The sequence below is a fragment of the Leptolyngbya sp. FACHB-321 genome (assembly GCF_014695975.1).
Taxonomy (GTDB): Bacteria; Cyanobacteriota; Cyanobacteriia; order Leptolyngbyales; family Leptolyngbyaceae; genus Stenomitos.
In genome coordinates, this window is the sequence record NZ_JACJPI010000064.1 from 137566 (window position 1) to 152394 (window position 14829).

11 protein-coding genes and 1 tRNA gene are annotated in these 14829 nt (G+C 49.0%); 9 read left to right on the forward strand and 3 right to left on the reverse strand.

Annotated elements, in window-relative coordinates; translation table 11 throughout:
• Positions 1 to 223: 223 nt before the first annotated feature.
• Together gatA and H6F76_RS16260 are read right to left on the reverse strand one after the other, a co-directional pair.
• Positions 224 to 1690 carry an Asp-tRNA(Asn)/Glu-tRNA(Gln) amidotransferase subunit GatA gene (gene gatA / locus H6F76_RS16255; RefSeq protein WP_190446916.1) on the reverse strand — a complete coding sequence of 489 codons (1467 nt, stop codon included), beginning with the start codon at positions 1688 to 1690 and terminating at the stop codon, positions 224 to 226.
• A 20-nt stretch (positions 1691 to 1710) separates the two neighbouring features.
• Complete coding sequence (locus tag H6F76_RS16260; protein WP_190509781.1) at positions 1711 to 1860, reverse strand: hypothetical protein; 150 nt, start codon at positions 1858 to 1860, stop codon at positions 1711 to 1713.
• A 227-nt stretch (positions 1861 to 2087) separates the two neighbouring features.
• On the opposite strand from H6F76_RS16260, the gene H6F76_RS16265 reads away from it, so the two are divergent.
• The 7 genes from H6F76_RS16265 (at position 2088) to H6F76_RS16295 (ending at position 8466) form a co-directional block, all read left to right on the forward strand.
• Positions 2088 to 2471: a PPC domain-containing protein gene (locus tag H6F76_RS16265; RefSeq protein WP_242036704.1), complete on the forward strand. Its 384-nt coding sequence runs from the start codon at positions 2088 to 2090 to the stop codon at positions 2469 to 2471.
• Between the two features lie 73 nt (positions 2472 to 2544).
• A tRNA-Arg gene (locus H6F76_RS16270) sits at positions 2545 to 2618 on the forward strand.
• A 185-nt stretch (positions 2619 to 2803) separates the two neighbouring features.
• Positions 2804 to 4000, forward strand: a complete 1197-nt coding sequence (locus H6F76_RS16275) for a site-specific integrase (RefSeq protein WP_190509783.1) — start codon at positions 2804 to 2806, stop codon at positions 3998 to 4000.
• Positions 4001 to 4167: 167 nt separating this feature from the next.
• On the forward strand, positions 4168 to 4911 hold the full coding sequence (locus H6F76_RS16280; RefSeq protein ID WP_190509785.1) for a hypothetical protein: 744 nt from the start codon (positions 4168 to 4170) through the stop codon (positions 4909 to 4911).
• A gap of 83 nt (positions 4912 to 4994) precedes the next feature.
• On the forward strand, positions 4995 to 5282 hold the full coding sequence (locus H6F76_RS16285) for a hypothetical protein (protein WP_190509787.1): 288 nt from the start codon (positions 4995 to 4997) through the stop codon (positions 5280 to 5282).
• On the forward strand, positions 5282 to 7954 hold the full coding sequence (locus H6F76_RS16290; protein ID WP_190509789.1) for a phage/plasmid primase, P4 family: 2673 nt from the start codon (positions 5282 to 5284) through the stop codon (positions 7952 to 7954). Before H6F76_RS16285 ends, H6F76_RS16290 begins: the two co-directional genes overlap by 1 nt.
• Positions 7951 to 8466, forward strand: coding sequence for a DNA N-6-adenine-methyltransferase (locus H6F76_RS16295; RefSeq protein ID WP_190509791.1), 516 nt, complete (start codon positions 7951 to 7953; stop codon positions 8464 to 8466). The genes H6F76_RS16290 and H6F76_RS16295 overlap by 4 nt, the downstream gene beginning before the upstream one ends.
• A gap of 371 nt (positions 8467 to 8837) precedes the next feature.
• Here the strand turns inward: H6F76_RS16295 and H6F76_RS16300 are convergent, their stop codons facing one another.
• A complete protein-coding gene (locus tag H6F76_RS16300; RefSeq protein WP_190509793.1) occupies positions 8838 to 9692 on the reverse strand; it encodes a WYL domain-containing protein in 855 nt (284 codons plus the stop codon).
• A 208-nt stretch (positions 9693 to 9900) separates the two neighbouring features.
• Between H6F76_RS16300 and drmD the strand changes: the two genes are divergently transcribed.
• Together drmD and H6F76_RS16310 are read left to right on the forward strand one after the other, a co-directional pair.
• Complete coding sequence (drmD, locus tag H6F76_RS16305) at positions 9901 to 13131, forward strand: DISARM system SNF2-like helicase DrmD (RefSeq protein WP_190509795.1); 3231 nt, start codon at positions 9901 to 9903, stop codon at positions 13129 to 13131.
• A 9-nt stretch (positions 13132 to 13140) separates the two neighbouring features.
• Positions 13141 to 14823, forward strand: a complete 1683-nt coding sequence (locus tag H6F76_RS16310; RefSeq protein WP_190509797.1) for a hypothetical protein — start codon at positions 13141 to 13143, stop codon at positions 14821 to 14823.
• The last annotated feature ends 6 nt before the right edge of the window (positions 14824 to 14829 follow it).

Here is a 14829-nt window from a genome sequence, read left to right on the forward strand (position 1 = left end):
TATTTGAAATGAGAAAAACTTATCTCTGAATGAGAACGTTCTTGTTCAAAGTAGGAATTGTCTCACTGAAAACCGCAACGATCGCCCTTGAGATAAGAAAATTGCGACTTCAAACTGAAAGGCTCTAAGTTTTTCTTAGAGCCTTTCACATTTACGGTGGAACATTGCTGTTTCAGATAAGCAAACTGGATGCTTATGTTTCACGGTTGCTGTTGGCGATCGCTCACTTCACCGTCGGCGTTTGCTTATGCCACTCAGTTGCTTGTTCGTAAGCATATGCAACTTGCAAAACCTGGTCTTCGCGCAGGACATTACCAACAATTTGCAGACCGATCGGCAAACCTTGGCTGTCAAACCCACAGGGCACGCTGATGCCGGGAAGCCCTGCCAGGTTAACCGGAATCGTCATCAAGTCAATCAGATACATACTGAGCGGGTCAGTTGTTTTGTCGCCTGCTTTAAACGCAGTCGATGGTGCGGTCGGACTTACCAACACATCAACCTGACCAAACGCCTCTTCAAAGTCTTGCTTGATGAGCGTTCGCACTTTTTGTGCTTTGAGATAATACGCATCGTAGTAGCCAGCCGACAGCGCGTAAGTGCCAATCATGATGCGGCGTTTGACCTCTGCACCAAACCCTTCGGCACGAGTGCGAGTGTACATCTCCATTAAGTCTTCAGCATTGGGAACGCGGCTACCGTACTTGACACCATCGTAGCGGGCAAGGTTTGCCGAAGCTTCGGAAGGCGCAATGATGTAGTAAGCGGCAATGCCGTAGCGAAAACGGGGACAGGAGATTTCTTTAACCTCAGCGCCTAGACTTTTAAGCTGGTCGATCGCCCCGTTCACTGCTTTCTCCACATCTGGATCAAGCCCCTCGCCAAACGTTTCTTTAATCACGCCCACTTTCTTACCCTTAAGGTCAGGCGTAAGGTATTGCGTATAGTCAGGTATTTCAACCTTGAGGCTCGTCGAGTCTTGGGGATCATAGCCTGCGATCGCGCCCAGCAAAATGGCAGCATCTTCAACCGACTGGGCAAAGGGACCGATTTGATCAAGCGAAGACGCGAACGCCACCAAGCCATACCGCGACACCAAGCCATAGGTCGGCTTCATGCCCACAATGCCGCAGAATGACGCAGGCTGACGGATCGAGCCACCTGTATCAGAACCAAGAGACACCGTACACTCTCCGGCTGCGACTGCGGCTGCCGAGCCACCCGACGAGCCACCGGGCACTCGTGTGGTATCCCATGGGTTTGCCGTCAGTTGAAACGCCGATGTCTCTGTCGAGCCGCCCATCGCAAACTCATCCAGATTTGTTTTGCCAACGGTCACGGCTCCAGCATCCGCCAGCTTTTGCGTCACTGTCGATTCGTAGGGCGGCACAAAGTTTTCGAGAATGCGTGAGGCACACGTTGTAGGGATGCCTTTGGTGCAGAGGTTGTCTTTAATGCCGATCGGAATCCCCGCCAGCAGCCCGATATCTTCACCGGCTGCAATCTTGGCATCAACCTGTTGCGCCTGTGCTAACGCATGATCTGCTGTGACATGCAAGAAGCTATGCAGCGTTGGCTCCACTGCCTGAATCTGATCGAGTGCCTGTTGAGCCATTTCAACCGCCGATCGCTCTTTGCTGATGAGTTGCTGGTGCAATTCGCGGATCGAAAACCTGCGAATGGATGCCATGCCTTAACCTCGTTCTGACTCTATGTGCAAACTACAGTATACGGTTCAGCGCAAACGCGATCGCGGGGTCGCACTGTGATCGCCTCTTCGATCGCGGTATCTCTTAGCGTGAAGCTAAGCATTTCTGTTTTAGGGACAGATATCGTGTTGACTCTCGCCCGGTGCCTCATAATGAAACGCGCTAATGAGCCGACTGCTTGCATGACTAAGCGCACGATCAAGCGATCGCTAACAGACGGAAAAAGAAGCGGTAAGCCTAAACGATTTGCCGCAGCACTAAGCCATAATGTTGACGGGTTTCAATCCTGTCACCTCATCCACTGCCTTCATGAATTACTGTTCGATCGCCAGCTTTCATCTTGCGCTCTTCATTCCCTTCACGCTGCTTGCAGTCAGCATGAATACGGCTATAGCTAATGCCCAAGCGTCCTTTTACAAACCAATGCCGATCGTTTCTGGCAAGACCCTTACAGATAAGCTGACGAACAAAGATCTTCCCACTGGACAAGGTGGGTTTGCACGTGACTATGTGCTGCCGCTGAAAGAGGGCGATCAAGTGTCGATCGACCTGACCTCCGAAAATTTTGACACGCTCGTCACCCTTATTGGTAACGATGGTTCCACCGTTGCCGAGAATGATGACGGTCCTGACGGCAGCACTAACTCACTGCTTTTTACCCGCATTACCAAAACAGGTAACTACTTCATTCGCGTTCGCGCTTTTGGTGAATTGGCTGGCGGCAATTTCAAGCTCAAGGTAACGCAACTCAAACCGTTATAGCCCCTTTGCATTCCCACCTAGCCCAGCTCACCATCGCCGTGGCTAATCTCTGCTGCTATAATCCCTTTTATCTGGGGCTGTAGCTCAGCAGGATAGAGCGACCGCCTCCTAAGCGGTAGGTCGAGGGTTCGAATCCCGCCAGTCCCGTCAGTCTAAATAGAGTCAAAACCCCTTCTGAAAGGCGTTCTGAAAACAGCTTTGCGAAATAGATCAGCGATTCCTCTAGTATCGATGATCTATTTTTTTGTCAAGATCGGACTTAATTAGACGTTTTTGGGCATAATTTGGGCGTAAGATGGGCATAATACATTTGTATCAACGAGGTGTGTGCCATGTACTCGGAAGAGGCTCGGAAAAAAGCTTCGAAAGGTTCCGTTCAGATCACGGTGAGCCACAGTCGGTTGCAGCTACGGTTTCGTGTTCAAGGAATTAGTAAGCGGTTTAATCTCTCAATGGGTTTATCGGACACTCCGACAAACCGGAAAGCTGCGGAGCAACGAGCACGACAAATTGAGTTAGACATTGCTTCCGGAAATTTTGATCCGACACTCGCAAAGTACAAGCCTGCGTACTCGCTCAGTATTGCCAGTCCCGACCTTACGCCCAAAACTACGCCTAAAGCGACGCTTGATACACTCTGGGAGAAGTTTGTTGAGTACAAGCGCCCTCAATGCAGCCCTTCCACGATGAGGTTGCAGTACAAGACTTTTACAAAGTACTTAAATGAACTCCCTACACATGATCTTGACGAAGCTTCAGTTATTCGTGATCACATACTCAAAAAGATTCCAATTGATTCTGCAAAACGTTTCATTATTCGACTTTCCGCGTGCTGCAACTGGGCAATGAAATCTGGTTGGATTACTGAGAATCCGTTCCAAGGCATGGCCAGCGAGATCAAACTTCCTAAGGGAGAAGGTGGCGAGCTATTCGCGATCAATCCCTTTTCAACTGAAGAGCGGGAAGCGATCCTTGAGGCGCTCCTTGCTAATACTGCCTGTTCGAAGTTCTCTCGGGTAAAGCATTCCCACTACTATCCGTTTGTTTTCTTTCTCTTCAACACGGGTGCTCGCCCATCTGAAGTCATTGCACTTCAGTGGAAGCACATCTCAGATGACTTTCGCTCTATCAGCTTTGTGCAGGCAGTAGTCGAATCCGATGAAGGAGCGGTGTGCAAGCACGGATTGAAAACTCAAGAGCGGCGCAGGTTTCCTTGCAATGAAAAGATGCGGGGGTTTCTGAAAGTGCTTAAGCCAAAAGAGGCCACAGCAGAGACACTCGTTTTCCCAAGCCCTACTGGGAAATGGATTGATTCAAACAACTTTCGGAATCGTATCTGGACTCCTGTCTTAGATAAATTAGCCATTGAGTACCGTAAGCTCTATCAGACAAGGCACACGTTCATTACCCTTGCGCTTGAGAACGGGTTAGATGCAAAGGATGTAGCACGGTTGGTCGGGAACTCACCGGAAATAATCTACCGTCATTATGCCGGGAATAAGCGTGACTTATGTGTTCCAGTCTTTTAGGCGACTAATCTTTTTGTTTTCTGAGCCAAAGAGCCCATTGCTCTGCCACTACAGAAGCTTACGGTGTAAGCACCTTATTCAAGATGTTGCCTGTCTTACAGGTTAGGAATTTCTAGCAATTTGTGCATTAGGAATAGCAATTCTCTTATCAAAATACTAGGTCTCTTATGAACAATAACTCCTTTCTACACCTTCCCAGTCCCTATTTGCTCGCTCCTACAAGTCGATCACAATTGCAGCCAACTTGGCGATCAAATTTTCAGCTGCTGATACAGGTGTTAGAACGCCTGTCAGACCCGGATCTTAACCGACCGCTCTTAGGAACAGATACTGAAAAGAGTTTGCTAATATACCAGCAACTTGTTGTTGGGCAGTTTTTTCGGCAAAACATCAACGCCAAATTCCCCTTTTACAAAGCATCTTCTAAAAGTTTTGAGGCATGGCTTCAACCTGAAGTTACTTTGTGGAAAAAGTTACTGCTAATGCTTGAGGAACTCTCTAGGAGGAAAAATTTTCATAGCGAAGCTCCTGCACTCATTTTCTACAAGCTTATAAAGGAGAGATTGTTGCTGCTGTTCATTGCTCCTCATGGCTACGAAGAGGGTATAGCAGTGAAAGATTTTTTTGCTCAATTACAATCTCAAAACGCTCAGTTACGAAGCTGTGAAAATCCTTTCGATCGCGAGGCTGTCCCGACTACCTGGGAAGTAATCAATCAAGCTGTGAAAATAGCTGATTTAGACGATGCATTTAGAAAAGAAATTTACAGGCCATATGTGCAAGCAAGGCAAAGCTTTGTAACTAGGCTAATCGATGAACGATCTAGGATTTACGTTGGCGACACGCTACAGCGACAGGGCAGAAGAAAGAAGAAGAAAGATAAACCTACCTCTAAAACGACTTCTCCATAAGCTTTTCAGAGGAAAAGTCGTTTTCATGTTGCTCAGACAAACAGCTCTTATCGTTGGGGTAGAAAAGACAACTACGTACTCCAATGGTAAATTTCGTGAAAGGTCGGCGATTGTCAGAGTTAACTGGAATTTCTGCTTCAACCTTTAAGCAATACCGTTTAGGAAGCAAGCAGAGAAATACTCAACCCATTTGGCAGGAAGGCATTCACTGGCAACGGGTTAATCAACGGCTAACACTATATAACTTGCCCTTAATTCTCGACTGGATCGCCAATCGAGCAAACCCTCTGGAACACCAGCGAGCGATCGAAACTTACTTGACTTCGCTCCCCTCTAATCAACCCCAAAAGCGCGGTCGGAGGGTTAGCTGATGAATTCAAAAAGCGAAAGCGATCGCGGGGTGGACTCTCACGATCGCTCAGTTCATCATGAATCGATTCAATCTCATTGTACTCAGCCCTCTGCCAAATCGCTAACGCAAGCCCACTGTAAAGAGTTAGAAGCCAGTGGACTTAGTGAAGAGCAGATCAAAAAAGTAGGTCATTTCTCAGTCGACGCAACGACTGCTAAAAAGCTAATGGGAATCGCCCTGCCAGGGTTAATCTTTCCGTACAATGACCCATTCAATAGACCCTATCTTAAGAAGGATGGCCAACCCTATTACCGATTTAAACCGAACTGGGGAACGCGTAAAACTGAGGAAAGTCCCAAATATCTGAGTCCTACACGTGAGGGTTGCCGTCCTTATTTTTCTCCCCTGTATCCCAACTGGGCGAAAGTGCTCAATTCAACCAAAACTGACCTCTGGGAAACCGAGGGAGAGAAAAAAGCAGACTGTGGCTGTGCTAATGGTTTGCCTGTAATCGCCTTTGCCGGTGTTGACGCTTGGGTTGATCGGTACGATCGCGAAACAGGCCACAAGCTAGACACCTCTCGTTTATTGCCTGAACTAACAGTTATCAACTGGGCAACGCGGCGAGTGAACCAGTGTTTTGATTCAGACATTATCGAGAAAATACCTGTTCAGTTAGCTTTAGCGAAACGAGCTAGAGTACTCAAGCAAGATGGAGCTATCCCTTATCTCATTCTGTTACCAAATGAGGTAGATGGGTCCAAAAACGGGTTGGATGATTTTGTCATCAGACATGGCATTGAGGCACTCAAGGTTTTAGCAAAAGCGGCAAAGCCTACGCCAGTAAAAATAGAAGAACACGAGGTTAAGGATGCACAGGGCAACAAGCAAAAGAAATATTCTTGCTCTCTCACTTTAGAAGAACCGCAAAGCCATCTAAAAGCATTGGTGGCGTGGGCAGTCCTGAAAGAACGGTGGGCGCTTCGACCGGGTATCGGTTGGTACGAATGGCAAGGAACGCACTGGAAAGTAGGGCTATCCGATGAGTTTGAGGCAGACTTGACCCGCTTTATGGATGCTCAGCACTGGCAGAAACGGAGTTCTGGTCTGATGACTTCTGTCGTGAGAGAACTGCGATCGCGACTTCTGGTGCGTGACCAAGATTGGAGTTCCTCCAGCAAAGTCGCCTTTCAAAATGGGACGTTAGAGCTTGATTCGGAGAAATTTATCCCAACGCACAACCCACTTGATCGGCTCACCCGCCTACGTCCTTATGCGTTTGATGCCTTGGCGCAATGTCCAACCTGGCTCAGCTTCCTTGCTGAAGCAATGGAGAGTGATGAGGAACGGGTGCAACTAATCCGGGCGATCTTCCGTTATGCCGTCTTGCCCAGAGCCCGCGATCGTAAAGCTGAAATTGAGAAGTCCTTCGACTTTTTTGGACAGAAGGGGACGGGTAAGGGGACAACACTAGAGGTCTTAACGAGTCTTGTTGGCTCTGAAAATATTGGCCCTGCCAGCGTTGACACATTCAAAAACCCTGTGGGTCATGGGCAGTTAGTTGATAAGGACGTAGCCATTGATTACGATGCGTCGGGGAGTCTAAGCAACACCGGTAACTACAACAAAGTGGTTAGTAATGAGCCTGTGGAAGTGAAAAAGCTGTTTCGAGACACTTGCACAACTCGGTTAGGCGTGGTTGTGATCAGAGCCTATAACGCCTTTATCGAGGTTCCCGATGGTTCTGAAGGACTGGATCGGCGGCTAACGATCATCCCGTTTCGAAAACAACCCAAGGTTATTGATACTGGACTATCCCAAAAGCTGGAGGCAGAATTACCAGGCATCTTTGCCTGGTGTTACTCGATGTCTGCCAGCGAGATGAAACAACGGCTCTTAACAGCGGGTACGATTCAGGCTGTGGCAGCCATGAATATCGAACGCTTTGAAGCCAATAACCCTGAATTTAGATTTCTGTGTACTGTCTTCCCGGAAGGTAAAGCAAGGATCAAAGCGGGGGATGTCTACAGCAGTTATACACACTGGTGTAGAGAAAACCAGCATCAACCCAAAAGCTCAGTTAAATTTGCGCCCGCGATTCAGGCATTAGGGTGTACGCGGTCTAAAGGGAAGCGCCACGGGAATTATTACTACACCATTCCCGCAATGGCTGCTTTTGATGTTGAGGCTCATCTGGGGATAGTTCAGAGACGTTTAGGAGACAGTTGTCGAGACAGCTCAAACCCTTGTACAGAGAGGGAAGGGGATAGTTGGGGACAGTTTAAGCCTCAAAGTTTACAGAATCTTGGTGAAGCAAAATTGAAGGCTAATGGGAATGAGTATGAGCAAAAAGCAAGAATACCTCCCTTTCAAGTGTCCCCAACTATCCCCCAGCCTTGCTCAGAAGGGATTTCAACTGTCTCCCAACTGTCTAAAACTGTCTCTCAACTATCTCAAACTGTCTCAACTACTCCTCAATTGCTAACTACAAAAGCTATTGAAGAAACCACAACTGACGAGCCCGTTAACTGTTCTAGGCCCATAGCTGTGGGTGATCAGGTTCGAAAGCGTCATAGGTATGGATGGGTTGGAACTGTTCAAGCCATCCAAGACACTGTAGCAGAGGTGTTGTGGGTTAATGACTCTCAGCCAACTTTAGTGGAATTATCAGAATTGGAGGTCAAAAGATGACGCATGTCGACAGTATTCACAGCAGCAGCAGCCAAGAATGGTTCACTCCTGCAATCTATGTAGAGGCTGTTCGAAGAGTTTTAAAGAATATTGATTTCGATCCAGCAAGTTGCCCAAAAGCGCAGGCAACAATCAAGGCAGATCGATATAAGACTTTAACTGATAATGGGCTTGAACATCCTTGGGATGGGCGTGTATTCGTCAATCCACCTTATGGCAAAACTGGGTCACAAAGTAACCAGGCAATTTGGAGCCGTAAGATGGTTCAGGAATATGAGGCAGGCAACCTGACTGAAGGCATACTCCTTGTTAATGCTCAAACGGCTGAGAAATGGTTTCAACCTCTTTGGCATTACACTATCTGCTTTACTGATCATCGTATTAAGTTTGTAAGCCCAGTCGGGGAGCCGAAGCAGCCAACTCACGGTAATGCCTTTGTCTATTTTGGTCCTCACACTGATCTGTTTGGTGAAATTTTTAGTCAGTTTGGAAGAATTGTGAAGCCGAAGTAGGGTTCAGACTCATAATTAGCTTTTGCAGAATAAATTGTGCCTAAGAGCTATCCAACTGGGTTTGATAGTGTTCACCTGCCCTCATTTCGAGCCAGGTTCACTGGTTCAGGATGCCTTTCCATCAGGGGTTTCAAGCTATTATCGCCAAAAAGCCTCCGGTCTTACCTAAAAAGGCATTTTTTATAAAGTAGATCTGAGGCCTTGAACTTAGTTGAAAGGCAGTAACGAGCTAAAGTTTACAGTTCTAACAAATTCGGCTCGAGGGTCAAAGTTATGGATAGGCTAGTAAGCATCTAGGGAAAGCGGTAGGCTTTCCGTCTGCGGTAGCGTACTTGCATAAGGGAGAGAGAAGAAACCCATATCTAAGGGCATCAATCTTGGTAATGCTTATAGAGCGATCGCACTTCTTCTCTAAAGCGATCGCGCACTTCTGGCGGCGCTACAATGACACAATTTTTGCCATAGGGTAAAAGCTCTCGGAAAAACCAGAAGGTATTGCTGATGCGCCTTACAACACGACGAACTTGGGGAGCATCTTCCAACCACTCAATCACTTGGTCTTCAGGGCGTGGCTGATAGGCAAAAGCCAATCCGCCGAAGAGGTGAATTTCGACTTCGAGTTCATCTAATTGATCGCGCCACTTGGCACGAGTGGTACTGAGTGCGGCATTGGGAATATGGTCTAAGCGCAAAGTCCAGTTGTGTTGTAAGAACGAAATGTCGCGGTTACTATCCGTTTCTTCGCACCAACATTCTAAATACTGCCGTTTCTCATAAAAGGTGATGCGGGCAAAACTAATATTGAAGGTCAAAAGGCGAGCGGCGGCATCCTGGTAGGTCAGTTGAAAGGGGATCTGGCGACGGATATATTGGTCAATCTCAGTGCGCCAAGGGGCTATGGGCGTGTCCAGAAAACGTTCAATCTCGTTGCGTAACGGCATAGCTAGTTCACTGCGCTCTAAAAGCAAACTAGCCACAAGCTGAGCCGCGTCGGTTTGACCTGTATCAGTTAACGAGCGGATGGCTTGCTGGAGGGCGCGGATACGCATTTCTGACCAGTCGTTGTTGTGACCAATCAATAACTCTCGACGGGCGATCGCTTCCATTAAACGGGAAATATTAGGGCGATCGCCCCATAGCATTCCTTGCTCACGAGCAATTGCTTCTAACTGAGCTTTGTCTTGCTCTGACACCGAAAGCGTCATCGACTGCCCTTTTCGTCCCATTATCACTCCATTTGTACGTACACTTTGTACTTGCCAATCTCTATTGTGACTGCCATCATGAGGATATGGCAATCTTTTGTTTTTTCTTGCGTAAAGGTGGGTTCTCTAAGTTAGAACCAGTCAAACTTTAGAAAAAGCATAAAAGGCTTGTCTTCCCTGTTTGAGACTGAATTTATTGGCGGTCGATTAGCTTGTATAGAGAAACAACATGCCACCAGTGCTACTCGAACCGGGGCAAATTATTCGCGTGCGTTCACGCCAATACCTCGTTGAAGACGTAATCCCTTCTAATTTGTCAGCAGGTGACACCAGAGTTCGTCTAGCCTGTCTTGAGGATGATGCTCAAGGCGCTCCGCTAGAGGTCTTTTGGGAGCGGGAGATTGATGCGCAGGTCTTGGAATCCCCATCTTGGGAAGCGGTTGCCAGTCGCGGCTTTGATAATCCCCGTTACTTTTCGGCTTACCTGCACGCTCTCCAGTGGAATTGTGTCACTGCTACAGACCCGAAGCTGTTTCAGGCTCCCTACCGTGCTGGCATTGAGGTCAAGGCATACCAGCTAGAGCCTTTGCGGAAAGCGCTGAGAATGCCACGAGTGAATCTGTTTATAGCGGATGACGTGGGACTTGGCAAAACAATCGAAGCGGGTCTCATCCTACGCGAAATGCTGCTGCGGCAAAAGATTAAGCGTGTGGTCATTTCCTGTCCTCCGTCAGTAGTGCGGCAGTGGAAGGATGAAATGGAAAGTCGCTTTGGTCTCACGTTTATCGTTTACGATCGCGACTTTGTTGCGGCCAAGCGGCGAGAGCGGGGGTATGGCATCAATCCCTGGAAAGCCCATACACGCTTTATCATTTCCCATTCGCTCCTACGGGACGAAGTCTATGCGGCACCGTTGCGTGACTGGCTACAAGACTTTTCAGCAGGGTCAATGCTGATTTTGGATGAAGCCCATAATGCCGCCCCAGCCAGTGCTTCTCGCTACGCGATCGATTCTCAATTGACCCGCACGATCCGTGATTTGGCACCTCGATTTGAACACAAGCTGTTCCTGTCTGCCACACCCCACAATGGTCACTCCAACAGCTTCGCCGCCCTTTTAGAAATTTTAGACCCACAACGGTTTTGCCGGGGCGTGCCCGTTCGTAGTAAAAAGCTGCTCGATGCAGTAATGGTGAGGCGGCTCAAGCAGGATTTGCGAGAAATTAATAGTGCTGACTTCCCTTTGCGGCAAGTCATTCCTGTCGTTATTCATGGCTTGCCGGATGATGCGCCTGAATTGAAGCTGGCTCGGTTGCTCCAGCAGTACCGTTCCTGCCGCGAAGAGCGGTTGAAGGATGCTCCCAGAGCAACCCAAACAACTGCCATGCTGGTGATGACTTCGCTCCAGAAGCGTCTTTTGTCTTCGATCGAAGCCTTTGCCCGCACGCTGAGAGTGCATCGGAAAGCAACTGAGCGGCAAGCAGAGCAGCACCCGCTTAATCAGGGAGGTTTCACACTGCTGCAAGAGTCTTCCGGTGCGGATGACGAGCGGGCAGACCTGGATGAAGACGAAGTGCTGCATGAAGAAGCCTCTCAAATGGCAAAGGCTACGCAAGCCTCTGGTACAGCCATTTCGCCACAAGAGTTAGACCTGTTGGAGGCAATGACCCAGATTGCTGAGCAAGCGCGTCACCAACCAGATAGCAAAGTTAAAAAGCTGGAGCAATGGCTACGCGAGCATCTTTGTCCTGACCTGGGCACACCGGGGGCAAAGTGGCTGAATCGGCGGGTGCTTATCTTCACTGAGTACACCGATACCAAGCGCTACCTGGAGCAGCAGCTTGGAAGCCTCCTTGCTAACTCGCACCGAGAGCACGACCGCATTGACACGTTCCACGGCGGCATGGGGGAAGAGCGTCGGGAATACATCAAACAGGCTTTTAATACTGACCCTGCTCAACATCCCTTAAGAATTCTGATTGCGACCGATGCGGCACGGGAAGGGGTCAATCTTCAGAATTACTGCGCGGACTTATTCCACTTCGATGTGCCCTGGAACCCTAGCCGGATGGAGCAGCGCAATGGGCGGATTGACCGCAAACTTCAACGGGAAGCAACTGTTCGCTGCCATTACTTCGTGTTGTCACAACGGGTAGAGGATCGGGTGCTCGATGTATTGGTGAAGAAGACTAAGCAGATCCAGGATGAGCTGGGAAGTTTGTCACCAGTCGTTGAGAAGCATGTGACCCAGCTACTGGACAAGGGCATCCGGCAGTCTGAGGTACAGAAGCTAACGGAAGCGATTAATGCAGCCGATCAAGCAGATGAGGAGTCCCAAAATAAGGGTGGTGCGATTAAGGAAGAGTTAGAAGCGATTCGACTACGGCAAGACAAATTACGGCAGCAGCAGGTGGAACTGGAAACCATGCTGAGGGATTCCAAACTCTGGCTAGGGCTGGACGATCGTCATTTCCGCGATACCTTATCCGTTTCCTTAGAGCTAATTGGTGCTGAGCCACTGAAGCCTTTGCAGGCAGCAGCAGCAGTAGATGATGAGGAGCGTAGCCAGTGGTCTGTTCCAGCCTTAGACCAGCAAGCGGGAGCCGATCCAACCTGGGCAACAACACTGGACACGCTACGGGCACCCCGACAAAAGACGCAAAAGCTCTGGGATTGGCGTAAAGAAGCACCGATTCGTCCCGTGGTCTTCCGTGATCCTGGCTCCCTGGATGGCAAAGTCGTTCACCTGCACCTAGAGCATCGCATCGTCCAACGGCTGTTGGGACGCTTTCTCTCTCAGGGATTCCTGCATGACGAGTTGACCCGTGCCTGTGTTTGCCGCACCGATGACCCCATTCCACGGGTGATTATTCTGGGCAGACTGTCACTATATGGCGATCGCGCCGCTCGACTCCATGACGAGATTATCTCGGTGGCGGCGGACTGGATTGATCCAGAAGCGAGAGGGCGAGGGCGGCTGCGTCCCCTAAGTGAAGGTGAGAAAAAAGATGTGCTGCAAATTCTGGAAGATTCGCTGGCCCATCCTCGTTTAAGGGAAGTGCCTCCTGCATTAGTCGATAAGCTCAAAGCCCATACTGCCCGCGATGTCGAGGATTTGTTGTCTCACCTGGAGCGCCGTGCTACAGAACTGACCGATCGCGCTAAACGCAAGCTGGAGCAGCGGGGTGAAAAGGAAGCGGCAGAAATGAAGACGCTGCTGGAGGAGCAACGCGATCGCATTTTGAAGCAGGTCAAACAATACGAAACCCAACAGTTATCCCTCTTCAATGCGGATGAAATGCGGCAAATCAATGCCGATCGCCAACATTGGGAGAAGCGGGTGAGTGAGCTAGGAACAGAGATATTACGTGAACCAGAACGCATTCAGCAGACGTATCAAGTCAAGGCTGAACGCATTGAACCAGTGGGAATTGTGTACTTGTGGCCAGTATCGAATTAGGGGAAAGCTATGGAAGACATGCAGCTGAGGGACTATAAGAAAGCGTTGTGTGCCCACTTTGAGGCCAATTCCTCTTTTGAACTGCGCCGGAGCGAGAAGTGGCAGCAGTTTGCCCAGGAGAATGAAATCCATGAACTAGGGAGGCTCAATGATTGGAAACGAGCTTACGAAGCAGTTTTTCTCGCAAATTCCAGTTCAGAAACAGATACTATCTCTGAAGGTGAAGCCTCATCTGAAGACGTGGCTATAGAAGTTGTCAGCTATCGCCGTTGGGATATTGAAGCCTCCCAAGCCGTCCCAGAGGATTTGGCTTCGTTCACTGAGCTACAGAACCAGGAAGGCCAGTCGGTGGGTGCCCTTTTGCAGTACTCGCCGATACAAAGCCAGGCTCTTATTGACCATTTCCGAAGCTTGAGCCTGCACTCATCAAAACCTTGGCATCAAGGCCAACTTAGCTCTGCGATCGTGGATCAGCTTGGTGCTACTTCATCTCTAGTAGCGACTGGGTTGCAAGCTGGTCAGCTCATGAGGGTGATAGGGCCACCGGAGCTAGTTGCTGGCCTTGCTAACGGCGCTTACAAGATGGTTCAAACGGCGACGGGTTCTATTGGAACGGTTAGTGCCACAGGGGGTAAGTTCGTTGGTCAGCTCCGGTTTGCTCAAGCTTCTACCTTGCCTATTCTGGCTCCAGTTCTAGCATTCCAAGTCCTGCACATGATTGTGGGCACTCAGCAGCTTAACCAAATCAACCAGCGCCTTGCTAATATGGAGCGCACACTACAGGCACTTCATATCAGGCAAGAAGCTCAGATTCTAGGCGAAATACACTACGCCATCAATGTCCTGGATGATATTTTGGAAGAGCGAGTGCAAACAGGCGTTTTTACCGCCGATGCCAGCAATCGCTTGGCTCTCGTTGAAAAAAGTATTCTTTCCATACTAGAGCGAAATCGGCTGCTGGTAGAAAGTTTTAGGGAAAAGGCCAAGCAAGCCAAATCTCGAAATGGCAAAAAGGGTGCACGTAATGCGGCTGAATTACTGAAGTCTGATGGCTCTCAGGCAATTCACGATATGCAGTGCTTAGTGGGTCTCATCGCCGCTGATCTTAAGCTTGAGCAAGCTCTGATCCTCTTGGCTATGCAGAATAATCCGGCCGATGTTGCCCGTCGGCAGGAGCGCATTAGCAGCAAGATGCAAAGCCACCAGCAAGCGATCGCGAATCTTCCCTCGATCGAGGAGATTAAACGTCATGCGCAAGTTTGTCTGCAGTCAATGAAGTGGTGGGAGAAAATTATTGATTTCGGACAAACCTCTGGAGAAGTTCAAAACCCTGAACTTTTAAAACTGCAAGATGTTAAACCCCAGTTTGCAGCCCTTCAGCCGAGTTTGAAAGGGTATGTCTTTTGGAAAGACGAGGAAGGTACCCACGTCTTTGCCATGTCTGGGGATGATCTGCAAATCCAGCCGACTGGTGCCAATGGAAAAGCTCAGAAGGCTTTAGAGGCCAAGATTAAGGACTATATCAGCCCCGGTAAGAGTTATAGATTACTACTGCCTGAGTCAGATATCTCAGTTAGGGTCTCGGTTGAGAGAGAAGTAGAACCGGGCCTGTGGTTCGGCCGGCACCCTAGCCAGATAGGAGAGACAAACTTTCTCCTCCGTCATGTGGATTACGCCACAGTAAATGCCTGAGAGAGC